This window comes from Martinezella paranaensis (assembly GCF_014200235.1).
Lineage (GTDB): Bacteria > Pseudomonadota > Alphaproteobacteria > Rhizobiales > Rhizobiaceae > Rhizobium > Rhizobium paranaense.
Window position 1 is genome coordinate 1,053,749 of record NZ_JACHBI010000001.1, and the last position, 19,313, is coordinate 1,073,061.

Sequence of the window (19,313 nt, forward strand, 5' to 3'; positions counted from 1 at the left end):
CAAATAAATGGGAACAGAACGGGTCCTGGGCTGACGGATTTTCTCGACGCATACAGACTAAGGTACTGATATGTATATGGAATACGATTAAATGTGATTTCTGCGATCAGGAGCGGTCCATCTCAAAAGCGATAAAAAGCCACGTTGTTTGCTCAATAGTCTCTTTGGAGAGCGATGCTCTCCGAACGAAGGAGAACAAACTGTAGATCGAACAGGAAGGATCGAATTTTCGCGGGGCTGGGATCGGCGACGATTCTAGTAATATTGGATGGAAATTCAATAGGTTGGGCTCTTACTCGAACTCCTGTGCGTATGCTCGAGCAGGGTGCGGTCGTTGGCGATCTGCTTTAGCATACTGCGACCGGCCAGAATCATCTCGAAGAGAAAGGCCACGAAAGCGCCCATGAGCGCGATGACGGCAAGGCCGAAGAACCACAGCAGTAGCTGCTCGCGAAATTGCTGGCGAATCGCTCCGCCCATGAGGCCGAGCGTTGCAAGGCATGTGCACATGCCCGATGCCGTGCCGAGCAGGACGGCAACCTCAAGCGCCAATGTCCGCCGCCGCAGATAGTAGAGCTGCAGCAGCCGCGTTTCATCCGGGTCCTCCGAAGTCACCCGTTCGAAAAGGCTGTTGACCCGGTCCGAGACGCGGGCGAGCCTAGCCGAGAAAACATTGAGGCACCCGGCGGTGCCGGCCAGGCCAGCAGAAAGACCGGCGTCAGCGCTATTTGAATAACGTGCGCGGCAGCAGACGTTAGCTGGTCGTTCAGCACGCTCGATCTCCTTTCCGACGTCATCCGCATCAGGTTCGGGGTGTTGCTTCGGCAAGGAAGGACGTCAGCGTGAGGCCGTGGCTGATCTCACGCGAATGTTTTACGTCGGTGGCGCCGGCGATTGTGCCAACTGTTCAGCGGTTCTCTTTTTGTGCATTGTCAGAGCGGCGGCTGCGGTGTCGGATTTCTCCTCGCCGCCCACCTGGACGGTTGGCTGAGCGAATTCGATACCGTTTTCCATGAAGGCGTCGCGGATCATGGTGTAGGCGCGCCGCCGGATATAGGTTTGCCGACCGGGAAGGACGGTGAAGGCAAAGCTCAGTTCGATACCGAAGTCGCCGATCTGCTCGACGCCCTTCATTTTCAGGGTCTCGAGGATTTGCGGGCCGATTTCCGGATCTTCCTTCAATTGCTCTCCGATTTGCTTGGCGATCTTCTTCGCCTTGGCGACATCGGTGTTGAACGGAACCCGCAGCATGAATTTATCGATCGCCCAGTCACGGCTCATGTTCTGAACGGCGCCAAGTTCGCCGAAGGGAACCGTGAACACCGGACCGCGATGATGTCGAAGCCTGACGGAACGCAGGCTGAAGGATTCCACAGTTCCCTTGTAGCTGCCGCTCTGAATGTATTCGCCAACGCGGAAGGCATCGTCCATGAGGTAGAAAATGCCGCTGACGATATCCTTGACGAGCGTTTGCGAGCCGAAGCCTATCGCCACGCCGAATATGCCGGCTCCCGCAATCAGCGGCCCGATCTGCACGCCCATTTCCGACAATACCGTGAGGACGGCGGCCGCGATGACGATGGCTGCAAGCGCGTTGCGGAAGATCGGCAGCAGGGTGCGAAGGCGGCCCGCGCGCGCGGCTTCCGCCGACGGCGAGGATGCGTCGCTATCGGCAACGCTCAATCTCTCGTCAATGAATGCTTTCGACAACTGCCAGCAGAGATCGGCCAAAATCAGGATGACGACGCTCTTCAGTGCGCCGCGAACGGCTGCGTCGATTGCCGGATTTTCTCGTGCGAGGATGTTGGGATCATAGTGCCAGATGACTGTGATCCAGCCGACCGCGGCTGCGATGACGAGTGCCCGCGCACCACGGACTGCCAACACCATGCGCGCACTGTTCTTGTTGTCGCTCGGCCACCGTCCTTTTGCGAATGCCTCTGCCGTTCGTCCGACGGCGGACAGCAATCCCGGAAGAATAACGGCATAGACCCCAAGCCAGAAAAGACCGAGGAAGTTTGTCACCCAAAGAAGCCAGAGGCCGATCGCGTAGACTGAATAGAGGGTATTCACAAGCGCTAGCTGCCTGGAGGCTGTCGCATCGCCCGGCCGTCGCCACACGGCTTCAAATACGATTAGCAACAGGAGAATGGAGAAGCCGTGGGAAATGACGGTGCCGACGTCTCCGTCGATGGAGAGCGGTTTGGTCAGCGACGTCGTGGCGCCGGCGAAGGCCAGAACGGCGATGAAGAGACAGGCTCTATGGTAGCCGAAGGGCGACAAGGCGCCTGCGTCCCTCGATAGCTTGCAGCAGGCAAACACGAGGCGAGCGGCGATGAATGCCAGCAGATAAAACAGGATCACCACATGCAGAAGTGGCGGCCAGTCGATGGCCAGGAAAATGCCGGAGCTGACGAGGGTGAAAGCGATCCATGGCCCGAATTCTCCGATCGTGTGTGCGACAAGAGGATTTTGAAACCGGGCTTTGAGGACAGTTTTTTTGAAAAACCATTCCCCCGCGAGACCGATGCAGACCAGTATGGTGAGCATGACGAATGCTGGCGCAAAGCCGCTGTTCCTTGCCTGCTCACGCACCCTGCGCGCTGCATCGGCGAGCTGCACCGGGACATTCGGAATCGCCGCTCGCAGCGCCTGATATCGCGCCCGAGCGCGGGCTTCGCCGCTCTCGATCAATGTCGCTGTCGCCGCGGTAGGCTGCTGCTCCGCCGCCTGCCGCTTTTCCAGCCACTGGCGTAGCTCCGGATCATTCATCAAGCGAAGCAATTCGGACACTTTTGCAGGCGGTGCCGCAGGGGGTGTTTCGGCAACCTGCGCCCGGCACAGTTGCGGCACGATCATCATAAAAAGAAGAACCAAAACACCAGGGATCAGGCGCCGAAACATCTGAACAACCTCGAAACCAGTTCATTCGCAAGGGAAGTCATCAATTGGCACCTGCCGATCTCGGCCGTTCAATTCGTGAGTTCACGCTGCTGGGGGTCGCTTTTCAATGTATCTTCGATATCGGTAGCTTTAGGGCCGGTTGTTTTGGCGTTTTCGATCGCGGTGACGGGCGCTGTTACTGTCTTGGCAGCCACCGTACCGACGCCTTTGACTGTTCCGGCAATCACAGCGGTGATGTCGTCGCTCAGCCGTACGTCGGAATCGGTGAGCGGCTGCCCGGCAACGAGTCGGGTGCCGATCAACTTGACGATTTCCGGGCTCTCCGCGAATTTTCCGTGGTTGAGGCTGTCTCCGGTTTTCACCTTGGTAAGATCGATCGCGGTGATCCCAGCGCGTTCGAGCTTGGTGCGGTAGGGTTCTTCGGCCGGATTGATGGCGCCGAGGCGATAGACATCGCCCGATATCAGTCGGGAGACTGCCAGCGCCCGGTCGTCCTGGGAAACAAAGATCGTGAACTTCGGCCGCGGCGCGCCCATCTCAACGAACTGTTTCGCGAAAACATCGATGTCGATATCCGGTGATGCCAGGATGACGTTGTGGATTTTCGGGTTCACGCGGCCATCCCGGATGCCCATCTGGCGCAACGCCTCCATGGCGAGCCAGGTGCCCATGGAGTGCGCCATGATGGTGATGTCTTTCACCTCTGGATCGCTTGATAAGGTTCTGAGGGCCGTCTCGAGCGCCGTTCGCGAATAATTCGTGCTCTCCTTATCGTAGTTGTAGTCGAGAAGCCGTGCGCGTGAAGGCCAGGTAAAGAGCATCGGCGTCACCTGGGCGCCGGAATCGTGCACGATCTGCGCAAGCCTGAAGACGGAATCCTCGTATTTGTTGTTAAAGCCGTGAACGAAGACCAGCACCTTTCCGTCGACGGTATGCTGGCTGAACCAAGCACGACCTTCAGCGATGGAGTGCAGCTCGTGAACCCGGGTTACCGCAAACTCCGTCTTTGGATCTGGCGGCAATTTCTTGGGCCATTGCAGGGTTCCGGGTTTGCGGTTCGGTGGGATGGAGATGGCGACGTCGGTTAGATACGGACGCGGGCTCCGCTCGCCGGAGAAAAGTGTATTCGGATCACCCGACGGCGCCCGGCTGGTTGCGACCAGCATGTCAACCGTGGAACTGTGCGGAATGGCGGTCGACAGTGCGACCGGCTTCATAACCCCCTCGGCATGCCCAGCGCATCCCGCCACGGCAAGGCAGAGACATGCAACCAGACACAAGACCGCGCGTGTAAGCGCCCTCTCGACGAGCATCAAACCTATGCCTCCCCCTCGGCATTCGACAGGTCGGACAAAGTACTGCCGCGAAAATAGAAGTAACGACAGACCGTCCTTCCTTTTCCGAGATCGGATTGTGCGTTGCGTTAGCCCTGGACAATCCGAAATGGAAGAATGCGCATTTTTGTGTGCCGCCAATAAAGGGACGTCGTCGAGGCCACCATCACCGCGATCATTCGCCTAAGGCTGCGTTCCCAGTTGTGTTATTATATTATGATGATCGAATTATTTCGTTTCCGCAAGCCAGAGTTCTGCGCCGCTGTATACGCCATTCCGCTAAGTGGATGGAAGATATAGCGCATCTGGAGCGCAGTCTGCGGCAGGATGCTTGACCCTTCTTCCCGCCGCCTGATTTTCGACGATTTCATTCCTGTCCCTCACAATAGTTTTTGACGCGCTTGTTGAAGATGTCCTGGGAGCGCTCTACCTGGTTTTGCCGTAACGCTTTGATCTTGAATTGAGCGGCAGATGGGCGCAAACCTGCCGACGAATGAAGGGGGAGACCATGATCTCGTCGCCGCATCCGCTCGATCATTTCGTTCTGCCGACGGCCAATATCGCAGGGGCGCGGGAACGGCTGGGTAAGCTCGGCTTTACCGTCGCCGCCGATGCCCGCCATCCCTTCGGCACGGAAAACGCCTGCGTTTTCTTTCCCGACAATATCTATCTGGAGCCCCTGGGCGTTGCATCCCAGGAGCAGTGCCAGGCGAGCGTGGCGGAAGGCAATGTTTTCGTCGCCCGCGACCAGGCCTACCGTTTTCGCATCGATGATGAAGGTTTTTCGGCCATCGTTTTCGGTACGGACGATGCGGTCGCCGATGACGAGCGCTTCCGGGCCAATGCCATGTCTGCCGGAAACATGCTCGATTTTGCGCGGCCGATGCGCATGCCGGATGGCTCGGAGGTGACGGCAGGTTTCCGTCTCGCTTTCGCAGCCGATCTGCGTTCGCCGGATTTCTTCACCTTTTGCTGCCAGCGCATCAATCCGTTGCCGGCTGATCGCGGCGCCTTGGAGCGGCATGCCAATGGCGTGACCGGCATCGCTAGAATTGCCGTATCGACGCCGAAGCCGGCTGCGTTCCGTGGCTTTTTCGAGCAGGTCGCGGGTGGACCAAAGATAGTCGATCATTCCTTCGGCCTAACTGTCCACGCGGCCAATGCGGGGATCGAGGTCCTGACCCCGCAAGGCATGGAAGCCTTCTACGATTTGCCGGTGCCGGCCGAGGATCCCGGCCTTCGCGCGCGGGCAATCCTTTTCAAGACCCGCGATCTTTCCGTGACATCGGCGCATTTGACTGCTAACGGCGTCACATACACGCGTAAGAACAATCGTATTCTGGCAAAGCCCGCCCCCGGACAGGGCGCGCTGTTCGCCTTCGAGGAGATAGCATGAGCACGAATTCCGAAGTGACCGTTGGCGAGGGAGCCTCCAAGGTCCTGTTCTCCAACTCGTCAAAGCTTTCGCTGATTGCTGGCCCCTGCCAGATGGAAAGCCGCGACCACGCTTTCATGGTTGCCGGTGTCCTGAAAGAACTCTGCGGCAAGCTCGGCATCGGCCTTGTCTACAAATCGTCCTTTGACAAGGCGAACCGCACCTCGCTGTCAGGCAAGCGCGGCATCGGTCTGGAAATGGCACTGGAAGTCTTTGCCGACCTCAAGAAGGAATATGGCTTTCCGGTTTTGACCGACATCCACACGGAAGAGCAGTGCGCCATTGTCGCCGAGACGGTCGATATTCTGCAGATCCCGGCCTTCCTGTCGCGCCAGACCGACCTGCTGGTTGCAGCTGCCAAGACCGGCCGCGTCGTCAACGTCAAGAAGGGACAGTTTCTCGCGCCCTGGGACATGAAGAATGTGCTCGCCAAGCTGAACGACAGCGGCAATCCGAATATCCTACTCTGCGAGCGCGGCGCCTCCTTCGGCTATAACACGTTGGTTTCCGATATGCGCTCGCTGCCGATCATGGCGGCAATGGGTGCGCCGGTGGTCTTCGACGCGACCCATTCCGTGCAGCAGCCGGGCGGGCAGGGCGGTTCGACCGGCGGCGATCGCCGATTCGTCGAAACCTTGGCGCGCGCAGCGGTCGCTGTCGGCGTTGCCGGCGTCTTCGTCGAGACGCATGAAGACCCGGACAATGCGCCGTCTGATGGTCCGAACATGGTGTATCTGAAGGACATGCCGCAGCTTCTGGAAAAGCTGCTTGCCTTCGACGCGATCGCCAAGGCCTGAGAAATGGGAGGCGTTCAACAGGCTGACATGAACTTGCGCTACGCGGCCTGTAGGAGCTTCAATCGAGGATGCGGGGCGGCATTGTAATTTCCGCATCTTCGACTAAGACAGATTTCAATCGATTTACAACCAGCGAGCAGGAAGCTATCATGACCGCAATCACCGACATTATCGCCCGCGAGATTCTCGACAGCCGTGGCAACCCCACCGTCGAAGTCGATGTGTACCTCGAAGACGGCAGCATGGGCCGCGCCGCGGTTCCGTCGGGCGCGTCGACCGGCGCGCATGAAGCCGTCGAAGTTCGCGACGGCGGCAAGCGTTATCATGGCAAGGGTGTCGAGAAGGCTGTCGAAGCCGTCAACACCGAGATCTTCGATGCGATCGGCGGCATTGACGCGGAAAACCAGATTCAGATCGACAACATCATGATCGAGCTGGACGGCACGCCGAACAAGTCGCGCCTCGGTGCCAACGCCATCCTCGGCGTATCCCTCGCAACCGCCAAGGCCGCTGCCCAGAGCGCCAACCTGCCGCTCTACCGCTATGTCGGCGGCGCTCACGCCCGTCTGCTGCCGGTTCCGATGATGAACATCATCAACGGCGGCGCCCATGCCGACAATCCGATTGACTTCCAGGAATTCATGATCCTTCCGGTCGGCGCAGATACGCTCCGTGACGCCGTGCGCATGGGTTCGGAAATCTTCCACGTTCTCAAGAAGGAACTGGCTTCGCAGGGCCACAACACCAATGTCGGTGACGAAGGCGGTTTTGCACCGGGCCTCTCCAGCGCCCCGGCTGCGCTCGACTTCATCATGAAGTCCATCGAAAAGGCCGGCTACAAGCCGGGCGAGGAAGTCGCGCTTGGTCTCGACTGCGCCTCCACGGAATTCTTCAAGGACGGCAAGTACGTTCTCGAAGGTGAAGGCCGCACGCTGGAATCCGGCGCTATGGCCGAATACCTTGCCGAGCTCGCTGCCAAATATCCGATCATCTCGATCGAAGACGGCATGGCCGAAGACGATTGGGAAGGCTGGAAGATCCTGACCGACCTGACCGGCAAGAAGACGCAGCTTGTCGGTGACGACCTATTCGTCACGAACTCGGCTCGTCTGCGTGACGGCATCCGCATGGGTGTCGCCAACTCGATCCTCGTCAAGGTCAACCAGATCGGCTCGTTGACGGAAACCCTCGACGCCGTCGAAACCGCGCACAAGGCCAATTACACGGCCGTCATGTCGCATCGTTCCGGCGAAACCGAGGATTCGACCATTGCCGATCTCGCTGTTGCGACCAACTGCGGTCAGATCAAGACCGGCTCGCTGTCGCGTTCCGATCGTCTTGCCAAGTACAATCAGCTCATCCGCATCGAAGAAGCGCTCGGCCCTCAGGCACAATATGCCGGCCGTTCCATCCTTCGCGGCTGATAGTCGATACCCCTGAAAATCCGCGGGATTTTCGCAAAGGCTTATTCTGCGTCGAATAACAATCCGAGTCGGCTTATAAGCCAATAATTTCCAGCTCTTGAACCGCGCTTTCGGGCGCGGTTTTTTGTTGGAAAAATGGCAGAGTCAACGGATGGTTAATCTCTGGCGGCTAGTGTTGTCAGAGATGTTTGATTTAGCGTGATCTTATCGGAAGCCACTTCGCATTTCCGTCGCGGACTTGGGGTTCAAGATCATTCTCGACAGAGCGTTTTGAGCAAGCGAGTATGTGGACAAAATATCATAAGAAGAGAAAGTTCGGCCGTTTCGTTCTCCCCGCCATCACGGTCGCCTTCGTGAGCTATTTCGGCTATCACTGCATTCACGGCGATTACGGTCTGAAGGCGACCGAGGTCTTCGAGAAGCAGCGCATCGATCGCAGCAAGGAACTCGCCGATCTCGTCGCCAAGCGCGAACGCCTTGAAAAAGAAGTGGCATTGCTCAGCGATGGCTCGCTGGACAAGGATATGCTTGACCAATATGCGCGCTATCAATTGACCTACTCGAAGGACGATGAGATCGTTATCTTCAACAAATAGTCACAATTAACCGAATTCTGGTTAATTGCTTTTTTTATAAGCATATCAATCGCTTGCGAAGAATATGAGCCATGCAATTATAGCATTGCTGTGGCGAGCAATCTTCCCTATGTTACGCGGCACTACATAACGAGGCCACTCACATAGGGAGAGTTGAATGGCGCCGCGAAAATCCGCGTCCGTTTCCAGCCGCAAGACGACATCCAAGCCTGCCAAAGACACCAATGGTGGTGCGATCGCGGAATTCGACCGCGATGCGGAACTCAAGGCCTATCGTGAGATGCTCCTGATCCGCCGCTTCGAAGAGAAGGCCGGCCAGCTCTACGGCATGGGCTTCATCGGCGGCTTCTGTCACCTCTACATCGGTCAGGAAGCTGTCGTCGTCGGCATGCAATTGGCGCTGAAGGAAGGCGACCAGGTCATAACCGGCTACCGCGATCACGGCCATATGCTGGCGACTGGCATGAGCGCCCGCGGCGTCATGGCCGAGCTTACCGGACGCCGGGGCGGCTATTCCCGAGGGAAGGGCGGCTCCATGCACATGTTCTCCAAGGAGAAGAACTTCTACGGCGGCCACGGCATCGTCGGCGCGCAGGTCTCGCTTGGCACCGGCCTCGGCTTCGCCAACTGGTATCGCGGCAATGACAATGTCAGCGTCGCCTATTTCGGCGATGGCGCGGCCAACCAGGGCCAGGTTTCTGAAAGCTTCAACATGGCGCAGCTCTGGAAGCTGCCGGTGATCTACGTGATCGAGAACAACCGTTACGCCATGGGCACGTCGACGGCGCGCGCAACCGCGCAGTCCGACTTCTCCAAGCGTGGTACCTCCTTCGGCATTCCCGGCATCCAGGTCGACGGCATGGATGTCCGCGCCGTCAAGGCTGCTGCCGACGAAGCAGTCGAATATTGCCGTTCCGGCAAAGGCCCGATCATTCTGGAAATGCTGACCTATCGCTACCGCGGCCATTCCATGTCGGACCCGGCCAAGTATCGTTCCAAGGACGAAGTGCAGAAGATGCGCTCCGAGCATGACCCGATCGAGCAGGTTCGCGCTCGCCTTCTGGAAAAGGGTTGGGCGTCGGAAGACGAGCTGAAGGCGATTGATAAGGACGTCCGCGACATTGTCGCCGACAGCGCCGATTTCGCCCAGAACGATCCGGAGCCGGATGCATCCGAGCTCTACACCGACATTCTGCTCTAATCGGGGAGGGACGATCCATGCCCATCGATATTCTTATGCCCGCCCTGTCTCCGACGATGGAAGAGGGCACCCTTTCCAAATGGCTCAAGCAGGAAGGCGACAAGGTCACTTCCGGTGACGTCATTGCCGAAATCGAAACCGACAAGGCGACCATGGAAGTGGAAGCCGTCGACGAAGGCACGATCGGCAAACTGCTGATCCAGGCCGGCACCGAAGGCGTCAAGGTCAACACCAAGATCGCGATCCTGTTGCAGGACGGCGAGTCCGCCTCGGATATCTCGACGGCCAAGGCTGCTCCGGCTGCCGAACCGGTCAAGACCGAAGCTCCGGCCGCTGCCGCTGCTCCGGCACCCGTTCCGGCGCAGCCGAAGACCGCGCCTGCTGATCCGGAAATCCCGGCCGGCACGGAAATGGTATCGATGACGGTGCGTGAAGCACTGCGCGACGCCATGGCCGAAGAAATGCGCGCCGATCCGGACGTCTTCGTCATGGGTGAAGAAGTTGCCGAATACCAGGGCGCATACAAGGTTACCCAGGGCCTGCTGCAGGAATTCGGCCCTCGCCGCGTTGTCGATACCCCGATTACCGAGCATGGTTTTGCCGGTGTCGGCGTCGGTGCCGCCATGGCCGGCCTTCGTCCGATCGTCGAGTTCATGACCTTCAACTTCGCCATGCAGGCGATCGACCACATCATCAACTCCGCCGCCAAGACCCTTTATATGTCCGGCGGCCAGATGGGCGCTCCGATCGTCTTCCGCGGCCCGAACGGCGCGGCTGCTCGCGTTGCCGCCCAGCACAGCCAGGACTATGCCGCTTGGTACAGCCAGATTCCGGGCCTCAAGGTCGTGATGCCCTATACGGCAGCCGACGCCAAGGGCCTGCTGAAGGCCGCGATCCGCGATCCGAACCCGGTCATCTTCCTTGAAAACGAAATTCTCTACGGCCAGCACTTCGACGTGCCGAAGCTTGACAATTTCGTTCTGCCGATCGGCAAGGCCCGCATCCATCGCTCGGGCAAGGACGCAACGGTCGTCTCCTTCGGCATCGGCATGACCTATGCCACCAAGGCAGTTGCCGAGCTGGAAGCCCAGGGTATTGACGTCGAGCTGATCGACCTTCGCACCATCCGCCCGATGGACCTGCCGACAATCATCGAATCCGTCAAGAAGACGGGCCGCTTGGTGACCGTCGAGGAAGGCTATCCGCAGTCTTCCGTCGGCACGGAAATCGCCACCCGCGTCATGCAGCAGGCCTTCGATTATCTCGATGCGCCGATCTTGACGATTGCTGGCAAGGATGTGCCCATGCCCTACGCCGCCAACCTCGAGAAGCTCGCGCTTCCGAATGTCGGTGAAGTGGTCGATGCGGTGAAAGCCGTTTGCTACAAATAAGGGGAGGGCTCTTCGATGCCTATCAACATCACCATGCCTGCCCTCTCGCCGACCATGGAAGAGGGCAACCTCGCCAAGTGGCTGGTCAAGGAAGGCGATAAGATCAAGTCCGGTGACGTCATCGCCGAGATCGAGACCGACAAGGCGACGATGGAAGTCGAAGCCGTCGACGAAGGCACAGTTGCCAAGATCGTCGTTCCCGCCGGTACCGAAGGCGTCAAGGTCAATGCGCTGATCGCGGTTCTGGCCGGCGAAGGCGAGGACGTCTCCGCTGCTGCTTCAGGCGCTGCCGCTCCGGCTGCAGCACCTGCCGCCGCGGCACCAGCGCCGAAGGCGGAAACGGCTCCGGCTCAATCCGCACCGGCCGCACAGCCGGCGCCGGTCGTGCCCGCCGCTCTTTCGACGGACGGCCAGCGCACCTTCGCATCGCCGCTCGCTCGCCGGCTTGCCAAGGAATCCGGCATTGATCTGGCCGCGCTCGTCGGCTCCGGCCCGCATGGCCGCGTGGTCAAGAAGGACATCGAAGCTGCCGTCTCCGGCGGTGTCGCCAAGGCCGCTCCGGCTGCTGCTCCCGCAGCTCTGCCGGCCGCTGCTGCACAGGCTCCGGCCGCAGCCGCTCCGAAGGGCATGTCTGATGATGCCGTTCTCAAGCTGTTCGAGCCCGGTTCCTACGAGCTTGTGCCGCATGACGGCATGCGCAAGACGATTGCCAAGCGCCTGCAGGAATCCAAGCAGACGATCCCGCACTTCTACGTCTCGGTCGATTGCGAACTCGATGCACTGCTGGCGCTCCGCACGCAGCTCAACGATTCCGCTCCGAAGTCGAAGGACGGTGCTCCGGCCTACAAGCTCTCCGTCAACGACATGGTCATCAAGGCCCTGGCGCTGGCGCTGCGCGACGTTCCGGATGCCAACGTGTCCTGGACCGACAGCAGCATGGTCAAGCACAAGCATGCCGATGTCGGCGTTGCCGTCTCCATTCCGGGCGGCCTGATCACGCCGATCATCCGCAGCGCCGAGCTGAAGACGCTGTCTGCCATCTCCAACGAGATGAAGGACTATGGCAAGCGCGCCAAGGAACGCAAGCTGAAGCCCGAGGAGTACCAGGGCGGTACAACGGCCGTGTCCAATATGGGCATGATGGGCGTCAAGAACTTCGCCGCCGTCGTCAACCCGCCGCATGCGACCATTCTGGCCGTCGGCGCGGGCGAACAGCGTGTGATCGTCAAGAAGGGTGAAATGGCCATCGCCACTATGATGACCGTCACGCTGTCGACCGACCATCGCGCCGTCGACGGTGCGCTTGGTGCCGAGCTCCTGGCTGCCTTCAAGGGCTACATCGAAAATCCGATGGGGATGCTCGTCTGAGCCTTGTCACGACACGGAGGCATGAATGACCAAGACCGTTCTGTGTTATGGCGACTCGCTGACATGGGGCTATAGCGCCGAAACGATCGGTCGTCATGCCTTCGAAGATCGGTGGCCGAGCGTGCTGCAAAAGGCGCTCGGCAATCAGGTCCGGTTGATCCCGGAAGGGCTGAACGGCCGCACCACGGCTTTCGACGATCATCTCGCCGATTGCGACCGTAACGGTGCAAAGGTATTGCCGACGATCCTGCAGACGCACGCGCCGCTCGATCTCATCATCATCATGCTGGGCACCAACGACATGAAGCCGGTGATCGCCGGTTCGGCCTTTGCTGCCTTGCAGGGCATCAGCCGGTTGATTCAGCTTATACGCAATCATACATGGGCGTTCGATTATGAAGTCCCCGACATTCTGATCGTGGCGCCCCCTGTTATTACTGAGACCGCCAATCCGGCCTTCGCCGCCCATTACCTCGGCGCGATCAAGGAGTCGGCGAAGCTTGCGACGCTCTACCGCGATCTGGCTGACGAGCTTGGCTGCGGCTTTTTCGATGCAGGCACGGTTGCCGTCACCACACCGCTTGATGGCGTGCATCTCGACGCAGAAAACACCCGGGCGCTTGGCCGCGGCCTTGAGCCGATCGTGCGAGTGATGCTCGGACTTTAACTATTTGATTGAGCATGATCTTACCTGAAAACTGCTTCACAGTTTTCGCTTTGCGGTTCGGCATCGTGCTTCGGAAAAATCAAGGCGAGCTGAGCTTCGACCGGCCGCCAACCAAAGGCAGGAAACATATGGCTGAGAATTACGACGTCATCATCATCGGCTCTGGCCCTGGCGGCTATGTCGCCGCCGTGCGCGCCGGCCAGCTTGGCCTGAAGACGGCGATCGTCGAACGCGAACACCTCGGTGGCATCTGCCTGAATTGGGGCTGCATTCCGACCAAGGCGCTGCTCCGTTCGGCCGAAATCCTCGATCATTCCAATCATCTGAAGGATTATGGCCTTGTCCTCGAAGGCAAGGTGACGCCCGATGTGAAGGCGGTCGTCGGCCGTTCGCGCGGCGTTTCCGCGCGCCTTAACGCAGGCGTGGGCTTCCTGATGAAGAAGAACAAGGTCGACGTGATCTGGGGTGAGGCCAAGATTACCAAGCCAGGCGAAATCGTCGTCGGCAAATCGACGAAGCCGGTCGTCGAGCCGCAGCATCCGCTGCCGAAGAACGTCAAGGGCGAGGGCACCTACACCGCCAAGCACATTATCGTCGCCACAGGCGCTCGCCCGCGCGCGCTGCCCGGCATCGAGCCGGACGGCAAGCTGATCTGGACCTATTTCGAGGCCCTGAAGCCGGATTTCCTGCCGAAATCGCTCGTGGTCATGGGTTCCGGCGCGATCGGCATCGAATTTGCGAGCTTCTATCGCTCGATGGGTGTCGACGTCACCGTGGTCGAAATCATGCCGACCATCATGCCGGTGGAAGACGCCGAAGTTTCCGGTATCGCCCGCAAGCAGTTGGAAAAGCGCGGCTTGAAGATATTCACCAAGACGAAGGTCACCAAGGTCGACAAGGGTGCGAACAGCATCACCGCGCATATCGAGACCGAAGATGGCAAGGTACAGCAGATCACTGCCGACCGGATGATCTCCGCCGTCGGCGTACAGGGCAACATTGAAAATCTGGGTCTGGAAGCGCTCGGCGTGAAGACCGATCGCGGTTGCGTCGTCATCGATGGCTACGGCAAGACCAACGTGCCGGGCATCTATGCGATCGGCGACGTCGCCGGCCCGCCGATGCTGGCACACAAGGCCGAACATGAAGGCGTGGTCTGCATCGAGAAGATCGCCGGTCTGCCGAACGTGCATCCGACCGACAAGAGCAAGGTACCGGGCTGCACCTACTGCCAGCCGCAGGTTGCCTCCGTCGGTCTGACGGAAGCAAGGGCAAAGGAACTCGGCCGCGACATCCGCGTCGGCCGCTTCCCGTTCACGGCCAACGGCAAGGCGATCGCTCTTGGCGAAGACCAGGGCCTGTGCAAGGTCATCTTCGACAAGAAGACCGGCGAGCTGCTCGGCGCGCATATGGTCGGCGCTGAAGTCACCGAACTGATCCAGGGTTTCGTTGTCGCCATGAACCTGGAGACGACAGAAGAGGAACTGATGCACACGATCTTCCCGCATCCGACCGTTTCGGAAACGATGAAGGAAGCCGTGCTGGACGCCTACGGCCGCGTACTCAACGCTTGATAATCTCCTGGCTCGCCCTCTATCCGGAGGGTGGAAAATTGCAAAGGAAATCATCATGTCTATCAGTACTGAGGCTTGGATCGTCTTTCTGTTGATCGGTTTGGTGGCGGGGTTTCTCGCCAGCCTGGTTGTCGGCGGCGGGGGCCTGATCAGTTGTTTGTTGAGCGGCGTGATCGGCGCTTTCGTGGGCGGGTTCCTGTTCAATCGGCTGGGAATCTCGCTGGGCATACAAAATGCGCTCGTGGTTGAAATCATTCACGCAACGGTGGGCGCAATCATCGTAGTCCTGTTTGCAAGGGCGATAGCGTAGGGGTAAAGGCGCGATGGAAGGCATAGGCTGGCTGGGTCTGATCATCATCGGCGGTCTCGCGGGCTGGCTCGCGGGTAAGCTGATGGAGGTGCGATACGGCATCATCCTCAACATCGTTCTCGGCATTGCCGGCTCGGTCGTTGCAGCGGGCATTCTGGTGCAACTGCATGTCGGCGTGCCCGGCGGTCGGCTCGGTTATTTCGTCACCGGTTTCATTGGTGCATGCATTCTGATATTTCTCGCCAAACTCGTACGGCGATGAATAGGCCGCGAGCAAGCGGCGGAAAGTAGACGTTCATGGTCACGATTCTCGACACGATCAATCCCGATGCCAAGCGTGTGCGTCATCCGGAGAAGGCGCATCGGCCGGATACGGAAGTCCTGCGCAAGCCGGATTGGATCCGCGTCAAGGCGCCGACATCGAAGGGCTATGCCGAAACCCGCTCGATCGTGAAGGAGCACAAGCTCGTCACTGTCTGCGAGGAGGCCGGCTGCCCGAACATCGGCGAGTGCTGGGACAAGAAGCACGCCACCTTCATGATCATGGGTGAGATCTGTACCCGCGCCTGTGCCTTCTGCAACGTCTCGACTGGTAAGCCGAATGCGCTCGATATGGCCGAGCCGGAAAACGTCGCCAAGGCCGTCAAGGAGATGGGCCTCAGCCACGTCGTCATCACGTCCGTCGATCGCGACGATCTCGAAGACGGCGGCGCCGAGCATTTCGAAAAGGTGATCTGGGCGATCCGCGCCGCCTCGCCGACAACGACGATCGAAATCCTGACGCCGGACTTCCTGAAGAAGCCGGGCGCCCTGGAGCGCGTCGTCGCCGCCAAGCCGGACGTCTTCAATCACAATCTGGAAACCGTCGCCGGCAACTATCTGACCGTGCGTCCCGGTGCCCGCTACTTCCACTCGATCCGTCTGCTGCAGCGGGTCAAGGAGCTCGATCCGACCATGTTCACCAAGTCCGGCATCATGGTCGGCCTCGGCGAAGCGCGCAATGAAGTGCTGCAGCTCATGGACGACCTCAGGACAGCCGACGTCGACTTCCTGACCATCGGCCAGTACCTGCAGCCGACCCGCAAGCATCATCAGGTTATGAGCTTCGTCACCCCGGACGAATTCAAGTCCTATGAGACGGTTGCCTACACCAAGGGCTTCCTGATGGTCGCCTCCAGCCCGCTCACTCGCTCTTCGCATCACGCCGGCGATGATTTTGCCCGGCTGCGGGCCGCCCGCGAGAAGAAGGTTCTGCTGGCCGCAGAGTAAAATTCCAATCTCTTGCCTTTTGAACGAACCGCGGCGATTGTGCCGCGGTTTTTGTTTCTACCGTCATCAGATCATCATCGCGCGAAACTTCATAAAGCTGCATCTTACTCGTTGTGAGGTTGAAATATGAGGGAATTGAGCAGCATAGCCGAAGGAGTTGCCCATCTTAGGGGCGTCGATCGCATCCTCATCATGGGGTGCTCCGGCGGAGGCAAATCAACGCTGGCCCAGAAAATTGTCGCTCGCCTGGACCTGCCTTACATCTCGATGGATCGCGAGTTTTTCTGGCTGCCGGGCTGGGTAAAGAGAGACAAGGCCGAGGAACGTGCTCTAATCGCGGCCAAAGTAGCCGAGGATCGGTGGCTGATCGATGGAACAGGGCCATCAAGCTTTGATCTGAGGTTACCACGCACAGAGCTTGTCCTTTGGGTACGCATGCCGCGCTGGGTATGCGTATGGGGAGCTCTATCGAGAGCGCTGCGATGGCAGGGGCGGTCGCGCCCCGATATGGCGCCGGGTTGTCCCGAGCGCATCGATTGGGAATTCCTGCGTTACATCTGGGATTGGGAGCGCAAGTTTGCTCCTAAAGTGCTTGCCGGCCTCGCTCAACACGGCCCGGATGTGCCTGTTCTGCAGCTAAAATCCCGCGGCGAAATGCGCAGGCTTCTTGATCTTCTGAGCCGTCCTGCTTAATTGCCGCTCATGCCTCAGTTTGAAACCCACCGCCCTGTTCCGCATTCGCCTGATCAGATGTTCGATCTCGTTGCCGATGTCGAGCGCTATCCGGAATTCCTGCCGCTTTGCGAGGCGCTGGTTGTCCGCAACCGCAAGGAGCGCGACGGCAAGATATTGTTGGTCGCCGACATGACTGTCGGCTACAAAGCGATCCGCGAGACCTTTACGACACAGGTACTGCTCAACAAGGCGGAACGGGCGATCGATGTGAAGTATATCGACGGGCCGTTCAAATATCTCGACAACCGCTGGCGCTTCACGCCGTCGGAAAACGGCGGATGCAGCATTGATTTCTTCATCGACTACGAATTCAAGAGTCGCATCCTTGGCGCCCTGATGGGATCGATGTTCGATCGCGCTTTCCGTATGTTCACGGATGCCTTCGAGACACGCGCGAAGAAGATCTACGCCTGAAGCGGGGGCGCGGTGCTACTTGCCAAGAGTGATGAGCATTTCCAATGCGGTCTTTAAGGTGGCGAGCCGAACCTTGTCGCGGCCGATATCGCCATAGCGCATTTCATGATGGATGAGGCCGCCCGTGCGTGCCTTGGCGGCGAGGTGAACGAGGCCGACCGGTTTGTCCGCAGAGCCGCCGCTCGGTCCGGCGACGCCGGTCACGGCAACGGCAAGATCGGCGCGCGAGCGGAAAAGGGCGCCATGAACCATCTGCAGTGCCGTCTCTTTGGAAACGGCACCGAACTGCGCCAGGGTCTGCTCTTGCACGCCAAGCATGTCCATCTTCGCCGTATTCGTATAGGTGACGAAGCCGCGGTCAACGACTGCCGATGAGCCGGGAATTTCCGTCAAGGCACCCGCGATCAGCCCGCCGGTGCAGGATTCCGCCGTGGCGACCATCCAGCCCTTGGCCGCGAAATCTGTGATGATGCCCTGGGCGAGCGCCAGAATATCGTCGGGAAAATGGGTCATGCCTTTCCTCCCCGATAAACCACCGTCGCCGTAGCAATGGCCGCAATGCCCTCGCGGCGCCCGACGAAGCCGATCTTCTCGTTCGTGGTCGCCTTCACCGAGCAGCGTTCAAGGCTGATTCCCAGGAATTCCGAGAGTTTGGCGCGCATCGCTTCGCGGTGCGGCCCGACCTTCGGCGCCTCGGCGATCAGCGAGACATCGGCATTCATGATCGTACCGCCGTGCTCGCGGACGATCTTTGCCGCATGTTCGATGAAGATGCGGGAAGGGGCGCCTTTCCATTGCGGATCGGAGGGCGGAAAGTGATCGCCTATATCGCCGGCGCCGCAGGTGGCGAGCAAGGCGTCGGTCAGCGCATGCAGCGCGACATCGGCGTCGGAATGACCCTTCAGTTTTTGATCATGCGGGATGAAGACGCCGCAGAGCATGACGCCGTCGCCCGGCTCGAGTTGGTGGACATCGTAGCCGTTGCCAGTGCGCACATCCGGCAGCAGATCGGCGGAGAGCTTTTCATCGGCCATGGCGATATCCCTTTTGATTGTCAGTTTGACATTGTCGGCGCTGCCGGCAACGAGCGTTACCGGCAGATCGCTCCATTCGGCGATCGCCGCATCGTCGGTGAAATCCGTCCTGTTTTCGGCTGCAGCCTTTTGATGCGCCGCCAGAATATCGGCGAAACGGAAGGATTGCGGCGTCTGCGCGGCGTAAAGGCCCGAGCGCGGCACGGTTTCGGTCACCAACCCAGCCGCATCGCCTCGTTTCAACGTATCCGTCACCGGCATGGCGGGTAGCACGGCGGGTGCGCCTTTGGCCAGCGCCGCGGCAACGCGATCGAGCAGATCATGGTCAAAGAAAGGACGCACGGCGTCGTGGATCATAACATGCGTAACGCCGGCATTTTCCAACTGCCTAAGCCCGGCAAGCACCGATTGCTGACGGGAGGCGCCACCGAAAGCAATCTCGACCTCTGGCGAATCGGCAACCTGTTGCAGCGCGGTTTGCAGCAATGTCTCGTCGTCGCGATGGATGACGATCACAATCTTCTGCGCCTGTGACCATGTCACGAATTTTTCAAGCGTATGCGCAATAACCGACCGGCCGCCGATCAGGCGGTACTGCTTCGGGCCTTCCTCGGGCGATCCCGCCCGCTCGCCGCGTCCGGCAGCAACGATCACGATTCCGATCGACATCGGTTGCATTGAGTGCATTTGCGTCATAAACCCCCAGGGATGAAAGGCTTTCGCTCCAACATGAGCTCCAAAAGTGTAAAGCGGTTTTTGGACAGCATCATGCCAAGCAGATCGCCAAAGCGGGATCTCGCTCCAGCAGGGTCTATCGCCTCGAATGGGTATTTTCCAGCATTCGCCCGAAAAATATCGGC

General features: G+C 59.3%; 19 protein-coding genes. 14 read left to right on the plus strand and 5 right to left on the minus strand.

The window, feature by feature from the left end; all coding sequences use genetic code 11:
* Positions 1 to 276 precede the first annotated feature (276 nt).
* The 3 genes from GGD50_RS05170 to GGD50_RS05180 form a co-directional block, all read right to left on the minus strand.
* A complete protein-coding gene (locus GGD50_RS05170; RefSeq protein ID WP_245407457.1) occupies positions 277 to 828 on the minus strand; it encodes a DUF2721 domain-containing protein in 552 nt (183 codons plus the stop codon).
* A 45-nt stretch (positions 829 to 873) separates the two neighbouring features.
* Positions 874 to 2,904: a mechanosensitive ion channel family protein gene (locus GGD50_RS05175; RefSeq protein ID WP_246451045.1), complete on the minus strand. Its 2,031-nt coding sequence runs from the start codon at positions 2,902 to 2,904 to the stop codon at positions 874 to 876.
* Between the two features lie 68 nt (positions 2,905 to 2,972).
* Positions 2,973 to 4,217 (minus strand): alpha/beta hydrolase, encoded by a 1,245-nt coding sequence (locus tag GGD50_RS05180; RefSeq protein WP_107107947.1) that lies wholly within the window; start codon positions 4,215 to 4,217, stop codon positions 2,973 to 2,975.
* Between the two features lie 529 nt (positions 4,218 to 4,746).
* Between GGD50_RS05180 and GGD50_RS05185 the strand changes: the two genes are divergently transcribed.
* The 14 genes from GGD50_RS05185 (at position 4,747) to GGD50_RS05250 (ending at position 17,419) form a co-directional block, all read left to right on the plus strand.
* The gene (locus tag GGD50_RS05185) at positions 4,747 to 5,634 is read left to right on the plus strand and encodes a VOC family protein (protein ID WP_107107948.1); all 888 of its coding nucleotides are present in this window, start codon (positions 4,747 to 4,749) and stop codon (positions 5,632 to 5,634) included.
* The gene (gene kdsA, locus GGD50_RS05190; protein WP_107107949.1) at positions 5,631 to 6,470 is read left to right on the plus strand and encodes a 3-deoxy-8-phosphooctulonate synthase; all 840 of its coding nucleotides are present in this window, start codon (positions 5,631 to 5,633) and stop codon (positions 6,468 to 6,470) included. Before GGD50_RS05185 ends, kdsA begins: the two co-directional genes overlap by 4 nt.
* A gap of 149 nt (positions 6,471 to 6,619) precedes the next feature.
* Entirely contained in the window at positions 6,620 to 7,894 is a 1,275-nt protein-coding gene (gene eno / locus GGD50_RS05195; RefSeq protein ID WP_107107950.1) for a phosphopyruvate hydratase, read from the plus strand.
* Between the two features lie 284 nt (positions 7,895 to 8,178).
* Entirely contained in the window at positions 8,179 to 8,490 is a 312-nt protein-coding gene (locus tag GGD50_RS05200) for an FtsB family cell division protein (RefSeq protein WP_107107951.1), read from the plus strand.
* A gap of 157 nt (positions 8,491 to 8,647) precedes the next feature.
* Positions 8,648 to 9,691, plus strand: a complete 1,044-nt coding sequence (gene pdhA / locus GGD50_RS05205) for a pyruvate dehydrogenase (acetyl-transferring) E1 component subunit alpha (protein WP_107107952.1) — start codon at positions 8,648 to 8,650, stop codon at positions 9,689 to 9,691.
* Between the two features lie 17 nt (positions 9,692 to 9,708).
* Positions 9,709 to 11,082, plus strand: a complete 1,374-nt coding sequence (locus tag GGD50_RS05210) for a pyruvate dehydrogenase complex E1 component subunit beta (protein ID WP_107107953.1) — start codon at positions 9,709 to 9,711, stop codon at positions 11,080 to 11,082.
* Positions 11,083 to 11,097: 15 nt separating this feature from the next.
* Positions 11,098 to 12,450, plus strand: a complete 1,353-nt coding sequence (locus GGD50_RS05215) for a pyruvate dehydrogenase complex dihydrolipoamide acetyltransferase (RefSeq protein ID WP_107107954.1) — start codon at positions 11,098 to 11,100, stop codon at positions 12,448 to 12,450.
* 25 nt (positions 12,451 to 12,475) lie between these two features.
* Positions 12,476 to 13,117, plus strand: a complete 642-nt coding sequence (locus tag GGD50_RS05220; protein WP_107107955.1) for an SGNH/GDSL hydrolase family protein — start codon at positions 12,476 to 12,478, stop codon at positions 13,115 to 13,117.
* A gap of 128 nt (positions 13,118 to 13,245) precedes the next feature.
* The gene (lpdA, locus tag GGD50_RS05225) at positions 13,246 to 14,691 is read left to right on the plus strand and encodes a dihydrolipoyl dehydrogenase (RefSeq protein WP_107107956.1); all 1,446 of its coding nucleotides are present in this window, start codon (positions 13,246 to 13,248) and stop codon (positions 14,689 to 14,691) included.
* 55 nt (positions 14,692 to 14,746) lie between these two features.
* Positions 14,747 to 15,001, plus strand: coding sequence for a GlsB/YeaQ/YmgE family stress response membrane protein (locus GGD50_RS05230; protein ID WP_107107957.1), 255 nt, complete (start codon positions 14,747 to 14,749; stop codon positions 14,999 to 15,001).
* Positions 15,002 to 15,014: 13 nt separating this feature from the next.
* The gene (locus GGD50_RS05235; RefSeq protein ID WP_107107958.1) at positions 15,015 to 15,263 is read left to right on the plus strand and encodes a GlsB/YeaQ/YmgE family stress response membrane protein; all 249 of its coding nucleotides are present in this window, start codon (positions 15,015 to 15,017) and stop codon (positions 15,261 to 15,263) included.
* Positions 15,264 to 15,298: 35 nt separating this feature from the next.
* Positions 15,299 to 16,270: a lipoyl synthase gene (lipA, locus tag GGD50_RS05240; RefSeq protein ID WP_107107959.1), complete on the plus strand. Its 972-nt coding sequence runs from the start codon at positions 15,299 to 15,301 to the stop codon at positions 16,268 to 16,270.
* A 126-nt stretch (positions 16,271 to 16,396) separates the two neighbouring features.
* Positions 16,397 to 16,963, plus strand: a complete 567-nt coding sequence (locus tag GGD50_RS05245; protein ID WP_107107960.1) for a P-loop NTPase family protein — start codon at positions 16,397 to 16,399, stop codon at positions 16,961 to 16,963.
* Positions 16,964 to 16,972: 9 nt separating this feature from the next.
* Complete coding sequence (locus GGD50_RS05250; RefSeq protein WP_028753141.1) at positions 16,973 to 17,419, plus strand: type II toxin-antitoxin system RatA family toxin; 447 nt, start codon at positions 16,973 to 16,975, stop codon at positions 17,417 to 17,419.
* A 15-nt stretch (positions 17,420 to 17,434) separates the two neighbouring features.
* On the opposite strand, the gene GGD50_RS05255 is transcribed toward GGD50_RS05250, so the two are convergent.
* Together GGD50_RS05255 and GGD50_RS05260 are read right to left on the minus strand one after the other, a co-directional pair.
* Complete coding sequence (locus tag GGD50_RS05255; protein WP_028753142.1) at positions 17,435 to 17,932, minus strand: CinA family protein; 498 nt, start codon at positions 17,930 to 17,932, stop codon at positions 17,435 to 17,437.
* The gene (locus GGD50_RS05260) at positions 17,929 to 19,149 is read right to left on the minus strand and encodes a bifunctional 2-C-methyl-D-erythritol 4-phosphate cytidylyltransferase/2-C-methyl-D-erythritol 2,4-cyclodiphosphate synthase (RefSeq protein ID WP_107107961.1); all 1,221 of its coding nucleotides are present in this window, start codon (positions 19,147 to 19,149) and stop codon (positions 17,929 to 17,931) included. The genes GGD50_RS05255 and GGD50_RS05260 overlap by 4 nt, the downstream gene beginning before the upstream one ends.
* Between the last annotated feature and the right edge of the window lie 164 nt (positions 19,150 to 19,313).